Source organism: Pseudomonas sp. RC10-4-2, from assembly GCF_050433085.1.
GTDB lineage: Bacteria > Pseudomonadota > Gammaproteobacteria > Pseudomonadales > Pseudomonadaceae > Pseudomonas > Pseudomonas aeruginosa.
This window is the reverse complement of sequence record NZ_JBNPXX010000008.1, coordinates 123039-139979: the sequence shown is the minus strand read 5'-3', so window position 1 is coordinate 139979 and position 16941 is coordinate 123039. Positions and strand designations below refer to the sequence as shown.

Annotated in this window: 13 protein-coding genes and 1 riboswitch; of the genes, 9 read left to right on the top strand and 4 right to left on the bottom strand. The window is 67.7% G+C overall.

Translation table 11 applies throughout. The features are described from left to right. Positions 1-39: 39 nt before the first annotated feature. The 4 genes from FHW81_RS28390 (at position 40) to FHW81_RS28375 (ending at position 5374) form a co-directional block, all read left to right on the top strand. The gene (locus FHW81_RS28390) at positions 40-1407 is read left to right on the top strand and encodes an NAD(P)-dependent oxidoreductase (RefSeq protein ID WP_003114904.1); all 1368 of its coding nucleotides are present in this window, start codon (positions 40-42) and stop codon (positions 1405-1407) included. Continuing rightward, positions 1404-2681, top strand: coding sequence for an NAD-dependent dihydropyrimidine dehydrogenase subunit PreA (gene preA, locus FHW81_RS28385; protein WP_003118829.1), 1278 nt, complete (start codon positions 1404-1406; stop codon positions 2679-2681). Before FHW81_RS28390 ends, preA begins: the two co-directional genes overlap by 4 nt. A gap of 181 nt (positions 2682-2862) precedes the next feature. Continuing rightward, positions 2863-4113 carry a cytosine permease gene (gene codB / locus FHW81_RS28380; protein ID WP_003084659.1) on the top strand — a complete coding sequence of 417 codons (1251 nt, stop codon included), beginning with the start codon at positions 2863-2865 and terminating at the stop codon, positions 4111-4113. Beyond that, on the top strand, positions 4103-5374 hold the full coding sequence (locus FHW81_RS28375) for a cytosine deaminase (protein WP_003084657.1): 1272 nt from the start codon (positions 4103-4105) through the stop codon (positions 5372-5374). The genes codB and FHW81_RS28375 overlap by 11 nt, the downstream gene beginning before the upstream one ends. Positions 5375-5410: 36 nt before the next feature. Here FHW81_RS28375 and FHW81_RS28370 read toward each other — a convergent pair whose 3' ends face one another. The 4 genes from FHW81_RS28370 to FHW81_RS28355 all read right to left on the bottom strand — a co-directional run bounded on the left by FHW81_RS28370 (position 5411) and on the right by FHW81_RS28355 (position 10339). After that, the gene (locus tag FHW81_RS28370) at positions 5411-6031 is read right to left on the bottom strand and encodes a TetR/AcrR family transcriptional regulator (protein WP_003084655.1); all 621 of its coding nucleotides are present in this window, start codon (positions 6029-6031) and stop codon (positions 5411-5413) included. A gap of 84 nt (positions 6032-6115) precedes the next feature. Then, positions 6116-7594: a PepSY domain-containing protein gene (locus FHW81_RS28365; protein WP_003118826.1), complete on the bottom strand. Its 1479-nt coding sequence runs from the start codon at positions 7592-7594 to the stop codon at positions 6116-6118. A gap of 10 nt (positions 7595-7604) precedes the next feature. Further along, positions 7605-9797 carry a TonB-dependent receptor gene (locus FHW81_RS28360; RefSeq protein WP_003099905.1) on the bottom strand — a complete coding sequence of 731 codons (2193 nt, stop codon included), beginning with the start codon at positions 9795-9797 and terminating at the stop codon, positions 7605-7607. Positions 9798-9922: 125 nt separating this feature from the next. Further along, on the bottom strand, positions 9923-10339 hold the full coding sequence (locus FHW81_RS28355; protein WP_003109726.1) for a DUF2946 domain-containing protein: 417 nt from the start codon (positions 10337-10339) through the stop codon (positions 9923-9925). A gap of 178 nt (positions 10340-10517) precedes the next feature. Beyond that, positions 10518-10623, top strand: a riboswitch (S-adenosyl-L-homocysteine riboswitch). A gap of 22 nt (positions 10624-10645) precedes the next feature. Here FHW81_RS28355 and ahcY point away from each other — a divergent pair. From ahcY to FHW81_RS28330, 5 genes are all read left to right on the top strand, one after another. Continuing rightward, a complete protein-coding gene (gene ahcY, locus FHW81_RS28350) occupies positions 10646-12055 on the top strand; it encodes an adenosylhomocysteinase (protein WP_003099900.1) in 1410 nt (469 codons plus the stop codon). A gap of 40 nt (positions 12056-12095) precedes the next feature. Next, positions 12096-12650, top strand: coding sequence for an HD domain-containing protein (locus tag FHW81_RS28345; protein ID WP_083318405.1), 555 nt, complete (start codon positions 12096-12098; stop codon positions 12648-12650). Positions 12651-12716: 66 nt separating this feature from the next. Further along, positions 12717-13565: a methylenetetrahydrofolate reductase [NAD(P)H] gene (gene metF / locus FHW81_RS28340; protein ID WP_003084639.1), complete on the top strand. Its 849-nt coding sequence runs from the start codon at positions 12717-12719 to the stop codon at positions 13563-13565. A 69-nt stretch (positions 13566-13634) separates the two neighbouring features. After that, a complete protein-coding gene (locus FHW81_RS28335) occupies positions 13635-14705 on the top strand; it encodes a hypothetical protein (protein WP_003084637.1) in 1071 nt (356 codons plus the stop codon). Between the two features lie 250 nt (positions 14706-14955). Beyond that, on the top strand, positions 14956-16875 hold the full coding sequence (locus FHW81_RS28330; RefSeq protein WP_003099895.1) for a DEAD/DEAH box helicase: 1920 nt from the start codon (positions 14956-14958) through the stop codon (positions 16873-16875). Positions 16876-16941 lie beyond the last annotated feature (66 nt).

Sequence of the window (16941 nt, the reverse complement as noted above, 5' to 3'; positions counted from 1 at the left end):
TGACTGCCCCGAGAAGAAACCAGAAGAGAGGCTACAACCGTGATCGATTCCCTGAACCACCTCCCCCGTCCGGACGCCGGCGCGGACACGCTCGCCGAGCGCTTCGCCGACCTCGCGCCGCCGCTCAATGCCCGCCAGGCCGCCCTGGAAAGCGCCCGCTGCCTGTACTGCTACGACGCGCCCTGCGTCAACGCCTGCCCGACCGAGATCGACATCCCCGGGTTCATCCGCAGCATCGCCCAGGAGAATGTCCAGGGCGCGGCGCAGAAGATCCTCTCGGCGAACATCCTAGGCGGCAGCTGCGCCCGCGTCTGCCCCACGGAAATCCTCTGCCAGCGGGCCTGCGTACGCAACAACGCCCAGGAATGCGCACCGGTGCTGATCGGCCAGTTGCAACGCTACGCCCTCGACCACGCCGGCTTCGACGAACATCCGTTCAAGCGCTCGCCGGCCACCGGCAAGCGCATCGCCGTGGTCGGCGCCGGGCCGGCCGGGCTGTCCTGCGCCCACCGCCTGGCCATGCACGGCCACGACGTGGTGCTCTTCGAGGCCCGCACCAAGGCCGGCGGCCTCAACGAGTACGGCATCGCCCGCTACAAGCTGGTGGACGACTTCGCCCGGCGCGAAGTGGAATTCCTCCTGCAGATCGGCGGTATCGAACTGCGCCACGGCCAGCGTCTCGGCGACAACCTGGCGCTCGGCGCCCTGCACGACGAGTACGACGCGGTGTTCCTCGGCATCGGCCTGGCCGCCAGCAAGCGCCTCGGCCTGGAAGACGAGGACGCCCCCGGCCTGCTCGCCGCCACCGACTACATCCGCGAGCTGCGGCAGAGCGACGACCTGCTCGACCTGCCCGTCGCCGACCGTTGCATCGTCATCGGCGCCGGCAACACCGCCATCGACATGGCGGTGCAGATGAGCCGGCTCGGCGCCCGCGACGTCAACCTGGTCTACCGCCGTGGCTTCGAGGAAATGGGCGCCACCGGCCATGAGCAGGAGATCGCCAAGGCCAGCCAGGTGCGCCTGCTGACCTGGGCCCGACCGGAACGGGTACTGCTCGACGAGCATGGCCGGGTGCGCGGCATGCGCTTCGCCCGCACGCGCCTGGAGAACGGTCGCCTGGGCGACACCGGCGAGCACTTCGAACTGGCCGCCGACGCCATCTTCAAGGCCATCGGCCAGGCCTTCGAAGGCGCCAGCCTGGGCGATCCGCTGGCAGCGCAACTGCGGCGCGACGGCGAGCGCATCCAGGTCGACGGACAGATGCGCACCAGCATCCCCGGCATCTACGCCGGCGGCGACTGCGTGGCGCTCGGCGAGGACCTCACCGTGCAGGCGGTGCAGCACGGCAAACTGGCGGCGGAAGCGATCCACGCCCAACTCATGCTCAACGTGGAGGCTGCGTGATGGCCGACCTGTCTATCGAATTCGCCGGCATCAAGTCGCCCAACCCCTTCTGGCTGGCCTCCGCGCCGCCCACCGACAAGGCCTACAACGTGGTCCGCGCCTACCAGGCGGGCTGGGGCGGGGTGGTCTGGAAGACCCTCGGCGAAGACCCCGCGGCGGTCAACGTGTCGTCGCGTTATTCCGCGCACTTCGGACCGAACCGCCAGGTGCAGGGGATCAACAACATCGAGCTGATCACCGACCGCTCGCTGGAGATCAATCTGCGCGAGATCGCCCAGGTGAAGAAGGACTGGCCGGACCGCGCGCTGATCGTGTCGCTGATGGTGCCCTGCGTCGAGGAGTCGTGGAAATACATCCTGCCGCTGGTGGAAGCCACCGGCGCCGACGGCATCGAGCTGAACTTCGGTTGTCCCCACGGCATGCCCGAGCGCGGCATGGGCGCGGCGGTAGGCCAGGTACCGGAGTACGTGGAGATGGTCACCCGCTGGTGCAAGACCCACTGCTCGCTGCCGGTGATCGTCAAGCTCACCCCCAACATCACCGACATCCGCCAGTCGGCGCGCGCCGCCCATCGCGGCGGCGCCGACGCGGTGTCGCTGATCAACACCATCAACTCGATCACCAGCGTCGACCTGGAGCGCATGGTCGCCCTGCCCGTGGTCGGCACCCAGAGCACCCACGGCGGCTACTGCGGCTCGGCGGTGAAGCCAATCGCCCTGAACATGGTCGCCGAGATCGCCCGCGACCCGCAGACCCGCGGCCTGCCGATCTGTGGCATCGGCGGTATCGGCAGTTGGCGCGACGCAGCGGAATTCGTCGCGCTCGGCTGCGGCGCGGTGCAGGTATGCACGGCGGCGATGCTGCACGGCTTCCGTATCGTCGAGGACATGCAGGACGGTCTCGCGCGCTGGATGGACAGCCATGGCTACCAGCGGCTGTCCGATTTCAGCGGCGGCGCGGTGGGCAATACCACCGACTGGAAGTACCTGGACATCAACTACCAGGTGATCGCCCGCATCGACCAGGACGCCTGCATCGGTTGCGGCCGCTGCCATATCGCCTGCGAGGACACCTCGCACCAGGCCATCGCCAGCCTGCCCCGGGCCGACGGTACGCACCGCTACGAAGTGATCGACGCCGAGTGCGTGGGCTGCAACCTGTGCCAGATCACCTGTCCGGTGGAGAACTGCATCGAAATGGTGCCGCAGGACACCGGCAAGCCCTATCTCAACTGGACCCAGGATCCGCGCAACCCCTACCGCGAAGCCTCCTGAACGCAGGGCGGCGCCCGCATCCCCGGCGGACGCCGCCCTGCCGCGCGCCGGCACGCTTCCTGCGTGCCGCTGCGGTCCGACGACGCGCAACGGCGTCTGTCGGATCGACCCGCCTTCGACTACCATTCGCCGCGGCCCGGCCGACGCTCCCGGACGGCCGGCGCCCCACGGAGACTCGCGCATGTCCGCAGACAGCAACTACAGCCAGCAACCGGTCCCGCTGGCAGCGCGCAAGAGCGCGCTGGCCCTGAGCGTGGTGATGCTCGGCCTGACCTTCTTTTCCGCCAGCATGTGGACCGGCGGCACCCTCGGCACCGGCCTGAGCTACGACGACTTCTTCCTCGCCGTGCTGCTGGGCAACCTGATGCTCGGCCTGTACACCGCGATCCTCGGCTTCATCGGCGCGCGCACCGGCCTTTCCACCCACCTGCTGGCGCATTACTCGTTCGGCAGCAAGGGCTCCTGGCTGCCCTCGGCGTTGCTCGGCGGCACCCAGGTCGGCTGGTTCGGCGTCGGCGTAGCGATGTTCGCCATCCCGGTGGCCAAGGCCACCGGCCTCGACGTCAACCTGCTGATCCTGGTTTCCGGAGCGCTGATGACCCTCACGGTGTTCTTCGGCATCGCCGGTCTGACCCTGCTGTCGGCCATCGCGGTCCCGGCGATCGTCGTTCTCGGCAGCTACTCGGTATGGCTCGCGGTGCGCGACGCCGGCGGCCTGGCGGCGCTGCAGCAGGTGACGCCGAGCGCGCCGCTGAGCCTCTCGACCGCGATCGCCCTGGTGGTCGGCTCGTTCGTCAGCGCCGGCACCCTCACCGCCGACTTCGTCCGCTTCGGCCGCAGCGCGCGTACCGCCGTGGTGGTGTGCCTGGTGGCGTTCTTCCTCGGCAACTCGCTGATGTTCATCTTCGGCGCGGCCGGCGCGGCGGCGGTGGGCAAGTCGGACATCTCCGACGTGATGATCGCCCAGGGCCTGCTGATCCCGGCGATCCTGGTCCTCGGCCTGAACATCTGGACCACCAACGACAACGCGCTGTATGCCTCCGGCCTCGGCTTCGCCAACATCACCGGCCTCTCCAGCCGCTTCCTGGCGATGCTCAACGGCGCCCTCGGCACCCTCGCCGCGCTCTGGCTGTACAACCACTTCGTCGGCTGGCTGACCTTCCTCTCCGCCGCCATCCCGCCCATCGGCGGGGTGATCATCGCCGACTACCTGAGTCGCCGCCGGCGCTACCGCCAGCACCCCTGCGCGGACATCCAGGCGATCAACTGGGCGGCGATCCTCGCCGTCGCCTGCGGCACCGCCGCCGGCCACTGGCTGCCGGGGATAGTGCCGGTCAACGCGGTGCTCGGCGCCGCCATCGCCTACCTGCTGCTCAATCCCCTGCTGAGCCGCAGCCCGAACAAACCAGAAGAGGTCCTCCATGCTGATTGACAACCTGCGCCTGCGCGGCCGCGAAGGTCTCTGGCAACTGCGCGTCGCCGATGGCCGTATCGCCGCCCTGGTGCCGATGGAACAGGCCGCCGACGACGCCGGCGAGCGCCTGGACGGCGCCGGCGGTCTTGCCGTGCCGCCGTTCATCGAGCCGCACATCCATCTCGACACCACCCAGACCGCCGGCCAGCCGGAGTGGAACCGCTCCGGCACGCTGTTCGAAGGCATCGAGCGCTGGGCCCAGCGCAAGGCCCTGCTCAGCCACGAGGACGTCAAGCAGCGCGCCTGGCAGACCCTGAAATGGCAGATCGCCAACGGCGTGCAGCACGTGCGCAGCCACGTCGACGTCTCCGACCCGACCCTCACCGCGCTCAAGGCCATGCTCGAGGTGCGCGGCGAAGTGGCGCCCTGGGTCGACCTGCAGATCGTCGCCTTCCCCCAGGAGGGCATTCTCTCCTACCCCAACGGCCTGGAACTGCTGGAGGAGTCGCTGCGCCTGGGCGCCGACGTGGTGGGGGCGATCCCGCATTTCGAATTCACCCGCGAGCTGGGCGTCGAGTCGCTGCACAAGGCCATCGACCTGGCCAAGCGCTACGACCTGCCGGTGGACGTGCATTGCGACGAGATCGACGACGAGCAGTCGCGCTTCCTCGAGACCCTGGCCATGCTCGCCCATCGCGACGGCCTCGGCGCACGGGTCACCGCCAGCCACACCACGGCGATGCACTCCTACAACGGCGCCTACACCTCGCGGCTGTTCCGCCTGCTGAAACTGTCGGGAATCAACTTCGTCGCCAACCCGCTGGTGAACATCCACCTGCAGGGTCGCTTCGACGACTACCCGAAGCGCCGCGGCATCACCCGGGTCAAGGAACTGCTCGGTGCCGGGATCAACACCTGCTTCGGCCACGACGACGTGTTCGACCCCTGGTACCCGCTGGGCACCGCGAACATGCTGCAGGTGCTGCACATGGGCCTGCACGTGACGCAGATGATGGGCTACGACGAGATCGACGGCGGCCTCGACCTGATCACCCGCAACAGCGCCCGCACCCTCGGCCTGCGGGAATACGGCATCGAGGTCGGCCATCCGGCCAACCTGCTGGTGCTGCCGGCCCGCGACGGCTTCGACGCGGTGCGCCGGCAGGTCCCGGTGCGCTACTCGATCCGCGGCGGACGGCTGCTCGCCGAGACGGTCCCGGCGCAGACCACGGTGTTCCTCGAACAGGCGGAAGCGGTGGACTTCACCCGCGCCAGCTGAGCCTTCGCCGGAGCCTTCTAGCGAAGGCTCCGCTGCTCAGGGCTCCAATCCGATTCCGCGCAGGACCACGCTGGTCACCGTCTGTACCGCCCTTTCGAACTGCATGTCGCTGAGCGGCTGGTGGCCGTTGAGCACCTCGACCTGGTAGCCGAAGTCGGCGTAGTGCTGGGTGGAGGCCCAGATCATGTAGAGCAGGCTGCTCGGTTCGATCGACAGGATGCGCTTTTCCTCGACCCACTGGCGGATCTTCGCCTCCTTCATCTTGGCCCATTCGTAGAGGCTGTCGTCGAGGGTGGCGCCGAGCAGCGGCGCGCCATGCATGATTTCGTTGGCCCAGACCTTGGAGCCATGCGGGCGGGTACGCGAGTGGTTCATCTTCGCGCGGATATAGCTGGTCAATACCACCCTTGGGTCATCGAACATCTCGAAGCAGAGGGCGTCCTGCTTCCAGACCTCGAGCAGGCCGAGGAGGACGTCGCGGTACAGCTCGTCCTTGGTGCTGAAGTAGTAGTGCAGGTTGGAGCGCGGCAGTTCGGCTTCTTCGGCGATGTTGCCCATGGAGGTGCCGGCGTAGCCTTTTTCGGCGAAGACTTTTTCGGCGGCCAGGAGAATCTTCTCGACGTTGCGGCGGCGGATCTCGATCTTGTGTGTGCCCATGTGCGATCCATTACTGCGAATTCAACCAAGGCTACCAGCAAATCCGGGCGTGCGGCGACGCCCAGTCTTGCCAGGTAGCCCCTCTCAGCGACGCTTCGGACGGCGGCCGCGCAGGCGACGCCAGCCGATCCAGCAGCCGCTGGCGCAGACCACCAGGCCGCCGAGGCTGAAACCGAGCATCCACAGGTCCCACAGCGGACGCCGGGTCAGCAGCGGCAGCCAGTCCCAGCTATGCAACAGGGAAAACAGCCAGCGGCTGCCGCGCCGACCGTCGTCGAGCACGCCAACCACCGCGCCGCTGTAGGGATCCAGGTGCACCCAGGTATGCCGGGGATCGTCGAAACGCAGGCGCCAGACCGGCAGGCGCCGTTCCAGGTAGCCCATCATGCTGTGTTCTTCGCGCGGGTAGTAATAGAAGTCGTAGCGTTCCAATCGTTCGGCCTGCATCGGCACGCCCGGCAGCAGCGCGCGAGCCGCCGCCAGTAGGCGATCCGCGGGTAGCTCGCGGAGGATTTCGCCATCCGCCGTCAGCAGCAGGCTGTTGCCGCTGGCGCTGCGCCCGAGCGCATAGGGCTCGCCGTCGAGCGCCCGCCACTCCAGCTCGCGCACCCGCAACCCGGCGGCACGCAAGCGCCGCAGGACAGCGTCCGCCTCCAGTCCGGCGGGCAGCGCCCGGTCCCAGCTACCGCCCTGGTAGGCCGCGAGGTCGAGCGGCGTACCGCGGCCGAACAGGTTCCACGGATTCATCGACATCAGCCCGCTGAAGATCCAGCTCAGCACCAGCGCGCCGAAGAGCAGGCCGGCGAGGTGGTGCCAGCGCTGGAAACCGCCCGCATAGGGCGAGCGCGAGCCGCTGCGATAAGGCTTGCGGAAGCGCCAGCGGAGCAGGCCGACGAGGATGCCGAGGACGGTCGCCAGGGTCGCCAGCAGCGACAGGCCGATCACCAGGTTCGCCCACTGCCCGTCGAACCAGCCGCCGCGCAGCGGATAGAGCCAGTGCAGCCAGGCGCCGAGCCAGTTCCAGGCGCGCTCCCGGCGGCTGGCGTCGCGTACCACCTCGCCGGTCTGCGAGGACAGGTAGAGCAGCCGGCCCTGCTCGTCCGCGGTCTGCACCCGCCATAGCGGCCGGTGCGGATCGAGGTTGCGGGTATGGGTCCAGGCGTCTTCCTCGATCCGCCCTTGCAACTGCATCGGTACTTCGCCGCTGAAAGCACGGGCCGAAGCCAGCACCCTGTCCGCGTCCACCGCCAGCGGTCGGCCGTCGCGCGCCGCCAGCGCACGCGTGCGTCCGTCGGCATCGTCCAGCAGGTAGGTCGGCAGGCCTCCTACGCTGGCCAGCCGGATGCTCCGCGGGGTCTTTCCGTCGCCGCCGGCGAGGGCCGTCCGCAGCGGTACGCAGGCCTCGCAGCCGTCCAGCTCGGGCAGGTGGGCCAGGCGTTCCAGCGGAGTCAGCTTGGGATAGCCGACATACAGCATGACCATGCCGGAGACGAACCAGAGCACCATCAGCAGGCAGCAGCCGATGCCCAGCCAGCGGTGCCACAGGTACAGGTAGCGTTTCATCGACGACTCCTCAGAAGCGCGTCTGCACGCTCAGCTCGAAGGTGCGCGGGTCGCCGACGTAGTACAGCGGCGTGCTCTGCACGAAGCGCGCGTAGACCTCGTCGGTGAGGTTGCGCACGCGCCCGGTGATCCGCGTGCGCTCGTCCAGCCGGTAGCTGAGGAAAGTCCCGTAGACCGTATAGGACGACGCGTGCCAGGTGTTGGCGTTGTTGGCGTACACCGAGGATACGTAGCGCGCGTCCACCCCGCCCTGCCAGGCCGGGTCGAAGTCGTAGGTCAGCCACAGGTTGCCGACCCGCTCCGGCACGTTCGGCGGCGTCTTGCCCTTGCGCGAGACAGCGACGCCGCCGACGTTCTCGGTGAACTCGTCGTACTGCGCGTCGACCCAGGCGAAATTGCCCTCGGCCAGAAGCTTCGGGGTGATCCGCAGGGAGGCGGCGGCCTCGATGCCCCTGGAGGTCTGCTGACCCACCGGCACGCTGAGGTTGGGGTTGTTCGGGTCGGCCACCGAGAAGTCCCGGCGGACGATGCGGTAGGCGGCCAGGGTGGCGCTGCCGCGACCCTCGAGGAAATCGAACTTGCTGCCCAGCTCCCACTGGTCGCCGGTGGACAGGTCGTAGTCGCGGACCTGGCCGAAGCTGGCGCTGGTCAGCACCCCGCCCGGCGGGTCGGCGGCGGTACTGTATTGCAGGTAGACGTTGGCGTGCGGAGTGAACTGGTAGACCAGCCCGGCGCGCCCGGTGAGCACGTCCCAGCGCCGTTCGAAGTGTGCAGGATCGCTGGCGGTCACCGTCCGATGGTTGCGCACGTCGAGGTCGAGGTGGTCGTAGCGCAGCCCGGTGACCAGCGACAGCTCGTCGGTCAGGCCCAGGCGGTTCTCGGCGAACAACGCGCTGGTGCGCACCTCGTTGCTGCGGTCCTTCCGGTGGCCGGGACGCATGCCCGGCAGGTCGTAGAAGTGGCCCGGCTCGAAACTGGCCGGATCGACCGTACCGAACGGCCCGGAGGCGGTACTCGGGAAGCGCGTCTGCTTGTTGATGCTGTAGTCGAAGCCCAGCGCCCAGTCGCTGGCCAGTCCGAACAGCGGCTGGCTGTGCTGTAGCTCGAAGCGGTTGCCGTTGAGCTGCTGGTCGTGGCGCTGGAGGAATGCGTTGGAGCGCACCACCCCGCTGTTGTCGGCGTTGTAGCGGTAGGTCTCGAGGTTGCGGTAATCGCGCTCGGCGTCGTAGTGGTAGAAGGTGTTGCGCCAGCGCGTGCTGTCGCTGACCCGGTATTCGAGGATCGAGCGCAGCCAGCGCACGCGCTGTTCGTAGCGGCCATCGGCGACGTTGTAGTTCTCGCGGCGACGGCTCTTGTCGATCTTCAGCTCGCCGGCGTAGGGATTGAGCACCGGCGTGCCCCAGTAGGGGCTGTCTTCCTGCTCGTCCTGGTACTCCAGGGCCAGGGTGTGGGAAAGGTCCGGGGTCAGGTCGCTGAGCAGGGAGAAAGCGACGTTCCACGATTCGCGCGAATTGCGGTCGACGTAGCCGTTGCCGCCGCTGCGGCTGACGTCCAGGCGCACGAAGTGCTTCGGCTCGGGGCCGATGCCCAGGGCCTGGTTGAAGCCGAAGGCGACTTCCGAATCGTCGTAGCTGCCGTAGCGCACCCGGCCTTCCATGAAATCGCCGTAGCGGTCGGCGAGCTTGCTGATGTAGTCCAGCGAGCCGCCGACGGCACCGGCGCCGTTGAGGAAGGAGGACGGACCGCCGACCAGCTCGACGCGGTCGACGATCCAGTCGTCCAGCGGACGCATGGCGCTGCTGTATTGCACTGGAATGCCGTTGAACAACTGGTTGACCTGGTTCGAGCTGAAGCCGCGGTAGGTGACGAAGCCGCCGAAGCCGGGCGGCGCCGAGGCGTTCACGCCGGGCAGGCTGTTGGCGATGTCCTGGGTGCTGCGCAGGCCGCGCCGCTCGAAGCTGGCACGGTTGGCCACGCTTACCGAGCCGGGAGTCTCGCGCAGGCTCAGGCCCAGGCGCGAGCCGCCGCCGGCGCTGTCGTCGAGATCGAGGGCCGGCGGGGTTTCCCCGGCGGCGCCGGCGCTGACGGTGAGGGCGGGCAGTTCGGTGGGTTCCTCATCGGCCCAGAGCAAGGCCGGAACGCCGGCCAGGGTGAGGTTGAGGCCCAGCGCGAGGACGCGGCGGGCCGTGGAGTGCTTTTTCATCGAGCGATCCTGAAGCAAGGCATGGTGGGCACGCCCGCCTCGCCCGGATGGACAGCGGCGAGCGCTGCGCGGACGAGGCAGGACGGGCGACGGATGCAAATGCCCGGCGCGGCGGGCGTTCAGGATCAGGCGGGGGAAGCGCGCGGGTTGGCCGGCGGCCAGACGTACCGGGGCGGCACCGGCTCGCGCGTGGCGGGCGGGCGGAAACGTGCCTGGCGTCGCCGTTGCAAGCGCCAGGACCAGATCACCCCGAGCGCGACGAACAGCACCAGGGCGCTGCACATCGGGCAGCTCATCGGCAACTGGGGATTGACCGGTGCCGGATCGCCGGCGGACCCGTCGTCGGGATCCAGGGATAGCCATTGGCTGGCACCGGCGACGCAGAACAGCCCGACGCTGGCCTTCTGCCCTTTGTCGCTGCCCACTCCCAGCGCCTGCAGGTGCAGGACGCCGCAAGCCAGCGCGTTGACCAGCACGCAGGCACAGAGGGCGAAGCTCAGCCACTGCAGCAGCGGCGAGCGGGAGATGGGAGCGATTCTCATGACCGCGCACTCTAGCATCCTGACCCGCAAATTCCCCGCGCTTCTGCGCTGCGGTGCATCGCCGCAGGCCGAGGGCGCCACGCACGGCGACGAGCGGCGTATCAGGGGTGACTTGGGAGTTTCATGTGGCGCCGCTATAATCGCCCGCTCAGGCGGCCCTTCGGGTCGCTCCCGCCTTCCGTTCGAGGGGCGCTGCAGCAGGCCTAGGCCTGTCAGGCTCGAACGGAGCGCGCTCTCAGGCCGGTCTCGCCGGTCTGTCAACGCACCAACGGCGCCCATTCGCAGACAACGAATGGAGAGTTACGCATGAGCGCTGTCATGACGCCCGCCGGTTTCACCGACTACAAGGTCGCCGACATCACCCTGGCCGCCTGGGGCCGCCGCGAGCTGATCATCGCCGAATCGGAAATGCCCGCACTGATGGGCCTGCGCCGCAAGTATGCCGGCCAGCAGCCGCTGAAAGGCGCAAAGATCCTCGGTTGCATCCACATGACCATCCAGACCGGCGTGCTGATCGAGACCCTGGTCGCGCTGGGCGCCGAAGTCCGCTGGTCGAGCTGCAACATCTTCTCCACCCAGGACCAGGCCGCCGCCGCCATCGCCGCCGCCGGCATCCCGGTGTTCGCCTGGAAGGGCGAGACCGAGGAAGAGTACGAATGGTGCATCGAGCAGACCATCCTCAAGGACGGCCAGCCGTGGGACGCCAACATGGTGCTGGACGACGGCGGTGACCTGACCGAGATCCTGCACAAGAAATACCCGCAGATGCTCGAGCGCATCCACGGCATCACCGAAGAGACCACCACCGGGGTCCACCGCCTGCTCGACATGCTCAAGAACGGCACCCTGAAAGTCCCGGCGATCAACGTCAACGACTCGGTGACCAAGAGCAAGAACGACAACAAGTACGGCTGCCGCCATAGCCTCAACGACGCCATCAAGCGCGGCACCGACCACCTGCTGTCGGGCAAGCAGGCCCTGGTGATCGGCTACGGCGACGTGGGCAAGGGCTCCTCGCAGTCGCTGCGCCAGGAAGGCATGATCGTCAAGGTCGCGGAAGTCGACCCGATCTGCGCCATGCAGGCCTGCATGGACGGCTTCGAAGTCGTCTCGCCGTACAAGAACGGCATCAACGACGGCACCGAGGCCAGCATCGACGCCGCGCTGCTGGGCAAGATCGACCTGATCGTCACCACCACCGGCAACGTCAACGTCTGCGACGCCAACATGCTCAAGGCGCTGAAGAAGCGCGCGGTGGTCTGCAACATCGGCCACTTCGACAACGAGATCGACACCGCCTTCATGCGCAAGAACTGGGCCTGGGAAGAGGTCAAGCCGCAGGTGCACAAGATCCACCGCACCGGCAAGGACGGTTTCGACGCGCACAACGACGACTACCTGATCCTTCTCGCCGAAGGCCGCCTGGTCAACCTGGGCAACGCCACCGGCCATCCGAGCCGGATCATGGACGGTTCCTTCGCCAACCAGGTGCTGGCGCAGATCCACCTGTTCGAGCAGAAGTACGCCGACCTGCCGGCCGCCGAGAAGGCCAAGCGCCTGAGCGTCGAAGTGCTGCCGAAGAAGCTCGACGAGGAAGTGGCCCTGGAGATGGTCAAGGGCTTCGGCGGCGTGGTCACCCAACTGACCCCGAAACAGGCCGAGTACATCGGCGTGAGCGTGGAAGGCCCGTTCAAGCCGGACACCTATCGCTACTAAGCGGACCACGGGGCAGGCGCCATGCGCCTGCCCCGTTCGCATGAGCGCTCCCACGATGTCCACGCACCTCGCCGATCGCTACAACCAGGCCTGGCTGTTCGCCGCCCGCGCCCACCGCAACCAGACCCTCAGCGGCTCGCCGCTGCCTTATCTGGTGCATCTGGGCATGGTCGCCAACGAGCTGCTGGCCGCCGATCACGACGGTGCCATCGAACGGCTCGGGGAAACCCTGCAGATCGCGGTCCTGCACGACACCCTGGAAGACACGGCGACCTCACCCGAGGAGCTGCGGCAACAGTTCGGCGAGTTCGTCTGTGCCGGCGTGCAGGCCCTGAGCAAGCGCGTCGGCGACGGCCCCAAGCGTTCCCTCGACGACTATCTCCAGGCGCTTGCCGAGGGCCCGGCGCAGTACGCCCTGGTCAAGCTGTGCGACCGCATCACCAACCTGCAGCCACCGCCGCAGACCTGGAACCAGGACAAGATCGCGAACTACCACCAGGAGTCGCAGCTGATCCTCGCTCGCCTCGGCCATGCCCACGCCGCGACGGCCCGACGCCTGCGGGAAAAAATCGAGCACTACCGCCAGTACTACTGAAGTACCCGGCGCTAGTCGGAATCAACAAGAAGAGGCGCGGCCGTGGTCGCGTCCAAGGAACCGATCATGAGTCAGAGCGAACGCCGTTTCAGCTTCGAGTTCTTCCCGGCGAAGACCGAGGCCGGCCATGAAAAGCTGTTGGCCACCGCCCGCAACCTGGCGGGCTACAAGCCCGACTTCTTCTCCTGCACCTACGGCGCCGGCGGATCCACCCGCGACCGCACGTTGAGTACCGTGCTGCAACTGGACGGCGAGGTGAAGGTGCCGACCGCGCCGCACCTGTCCTGTGTCGGCGACTCGAAAGCCGAGTTGCGCGAACTGCTCGGCCGCTACCGCGAGGCCGGCATCCGCCGCATCGTCGCCCTGCGCGGCGACCTGCCGTCGGGCATGGGCATGGCCAGCGGCGAACTGCGCTACGCCAACGAACTGGTGGACTTCATCCGCACCGAGACCGGCGACCACTTCCACATCGAGGTCGCCGCCTATCCGGAGGTCCACCCCCAGGCGCGCAGCTTCGAGGATGACCTGGCGAACTTCGTGCGCAAGGTGAAGGCCGGCGCCAGCAGCGCCATCACCCAGTACTTCTTCAACGCCGATGCCTATTTCTACTTCGTCGAGCGGGTCGCCAAGCTCGGCGTGGACATCCCGGTGGTCCCCGGCATCATGCCGATCACCAACTACTCCAAGCTGGCGCGCTTCTCCGACGCCTGCGGCGCCGAACTGCCGCGCTGGATCCGCAAGCAACTGGAAGCCTACGGCGACGACAGCCGCAGCATCCAGGCCTTCGGCGAGCAGGTCATCAGCGAGATGTGCGAACGCCTGCTGGAGGGCGGCGCACCGGGACTGCATTTCTATACTTTGAACCAGGCCGATCCGAGCCTGGCGATCTGGAAGAATCTCCAGCTGCCACGCTGATACCGCCCACGCGGTTCGGCCCGGCAGCGTATACCGGCAGGGATGCCTCTCACGCGATCCACGACAGACATGGCCAACTCACGCAAGCATCTGATCTACCTGGTCTACGGGCGACAGACCTACCACCAGGAAGCCCTGTTCAGCATCGCCAGCGCCTTCGCCCACCTCCGCGACGGGGCGGCGCATGGCCTGACGGTCAGGGTCTATACCGACGACCCCAGTCCCTACGCCGGCCTGCCGGTGCAGGTCCGCGAAGTGACGGCCGAGGAGCTGGTCGCCTGGTGCCAACCGCACGGCTATCACTTCCGCGCCAAGCACGTGGCCCTGCGCGACGCCCTGGAAGACGCCGACCAGGCATTGCTGATCGACACCGATACCTTCTTCCACAGTTCGCCCCTGCGCCTGTTCGACCGCATCCAGCCCGGCAGCCTGCTGTGCAACGCGATCGGCGCGCGCTATGGCGAACACCGTAACTTCCCGCTCTACCGCGACCTCTCGCCCTACCTGTTCGAGCGCGGCTGGGCCGACGACGAGATGCACCAGCTCAACTCCGGCGTCATCGGCCTGCCTCGGGAAGAGGCGAAAATACTCGACCGTTCGTTGGAATTAATGGATGAACTCTATCCAATTGCCAACGGTGCCTATACTCTTGAGGAATTCGTCCTGGCCGTCGCCGCCCACAAGCGGCTGGAGCTGGTGGGTTGTACCGACCTGATCCACCATTACTGGAGCCGGAAACAGCTGTTCCGCGCGAAGATTCAGGCCTGGTTGTGCAAGCACGGTTCCTCCCTTCTCAGCGCTGCAGCCCTCGACGACACCCTCAAGGTGACCGATCGACTGCCACGCCCACCGCGTGCCAAGCGTCTGCTGTACAAGCTGGGAACCCTGCCGTTGCCGGCTCCGATGCGCCAGTTCAGTATCGAACTGCTCTACGGTTGCCACGAATACAGTAACGAGTTCGACCGGGCCTGCGGCCCCGTCTGGTGGGAGAAAGCCGCGACCAATGCCATCGAACGCTATCCGCAGGAACCGATTGCGGAACAAATCGAGGATTGGCTGAATCACAGCTTGCTGCGCAACCTCCTTGGCTCCCGGGCCAACGAGATCCGCCAGCATTTGCGCCAGCGTGACCTGCTCTGACCGCAGCCCTCCGTTGACGCTGCCCCCGGCCCCCCCACCCAGGGCCGGGAGCGAACCGGCCAGCGCCCCCGACCAGGTGCGCGGCCATGCCCGCGAGGGCACCCGTTCGACACCGGCCACCGAGCGCATACGCAGCGCCGCGGCCAGACCTTCCGCCCTGGCCGACAGGGCCCGAAGGTAGACAGGAGTTCGCAGAACTTGGTGATTTCACAGCAGCCGGCCTCGCCCCGGCCCATATAGGAAAACCCGCATGTCCTTTTCTTCCCTCGGACTCTCCGAGGCGCTTGCCCGCGCTGTGGAGGCTGCGGGCTACAGCCAGCCCACTCCCGTGCAACAGCGGGCGATTCCCGCCGTGTTGCAAGGTCGCGACCTGATGGTTGCGGCACAGACCGGCACCGGCAAGACCGGTGGTTTCGCCCTGCCGGTACTGGAGCGCCTGTTCCCCGCCGGTCATCCCGACCGCGAACACCGCCACGGCCCGCGCCAGGCGCGCGTGCTGGTACTGACCCCGACCCGTGAGCTGGCCGCCCAGGTGCATGACAGCTTCAAGGTCTACGCCCGCGACCTGCCGCTGAACAGCACCTGCATCTTCGGTGGGGTTGGCATGAACCCGCAGATCCAGGCCCTGGCCAAGGGCGTCGACGTACTCGTCGCCTGCCCCGGCCGCCTGCTCGACCTGGCCGGGCAGAACAAGGTCGACCTGTCCCACGTGGAAATCCTCGTCCTCGACGAAGCCGACCGCATGCTCGACATGGGCTTCATCCACGATGTGAAGAAGGTTCTCGCCAAGCTGCCGCCCAAGCGCCAGAACCTGCTGTTCTCGGCAACCTTCTCGAAAGACATCGTCGACCTCGCCAACAAGCTCCTGCACAACCCGGAACGCATCGAGGTAACGCCGCCGAACACCACGGTCGAGCGCATCGAGCAACGCGTGTTCCGCCTGCCGGCGCCGCAGAAGCGCGCCCTGCTGGCGCACCTGGTAACCGTCGGCGCCTGGGAACAGGTGCTGGTCTTCACCCGTACCAAGCACGGCGCCAACCGTCTCGCCGAGTACCTGACCAAGCACGGCCTGCCGGCCGCCGCGATCCATGGCAACAAGAGCCAGAACGCGCGGACCAAGGCGCTGGCCGACTTCAAGGCCAACGACGTGCGTATCCTGGTGGCGACCGACATCGCCGCCCGCGGCCTGGATATCGACCAGTTGCCCCATGTGGTCAACTACGAGCTGCCCAACGTCGAGGAAGACTATGTCCACCGCATCGGCCGTACCGGCCGAGCCGGACGCAGCGGCGAGGCGATCTCGCTGGTGGCGCCGGACGAAGAGAAGCTGCTCAAGGCCATCGAGAAGATGACCAGACAGCGTATTCCCGATGGCGATGCCCAGGGTTTCGACCCCGAGGCCGTGCTGCCCGAGGTGGCCCAGCCGGAGCCCCGCGAAGCGCCGCAGAAGCAGCCGCGCCGCGACAAGGAACGGCGCAGCAGCCGCGAGCGCAAGCCGAAAGACGCCCAGGCGAGCAACCCCGACAGCAATGTCGCTGCGGCCCAGGACGGTACCGAGAAGCCGGCTGGAAAGCGCCGCCGTCGCGGTGGCAAGAACAAGGAAAACCGCGAGGCCGGCCAAGCGCAGCAGCCGCGGCAGAGCCGCGAAGCGCGTCCGGCCAAGCCCAATCGGCCGCCGGAAGTCGACGGTAATCGCGATCCGGAAGAGTTCCTCGACGACGACTTCGACAATTTCGGCAACCGCGCCGACTACGTCAGCCCCTACCAGGGCCAGGAAAACAAGGGACGCGGACGCCGCGGTGGCCAGCAGAAACCCCAGGGCGGCACCGGCCAGCAGGGTCGTGGCCAAGGCCAGGGCCAAGCTCGCGGCAAGAGCCAGGGCGCCGCTCAAGGCGGCGCTCGCGGTCAGGGTGCCGGCCAGGGCAAGGCGAAGAAACCGCGCGCCGGCAAGCCGCGCGGCCAGGGTCGCGAGAATGCCTCGCGGATGAGCGACGCGCCGCTGCGCGAGCCGTCCGAGTATGGCACCGGCAAGCAGCCGAGCCGCCAGCCGGTGGTGATCAACAAGCGCGACCTGGTGCGCATGGATCGCTTCCCCACCGCCGAGCAGCTCGACGAGCTGGAACCGCGGCGCAAGGGCGAGCGCCCCGCACTGCTGACCCGCAACCGCTAAGGCCGAGCGGGTCCGTGACGCGGACCCGCCGACTTCCGCGAGGATAAAAAAACGCCGACCCTAGGG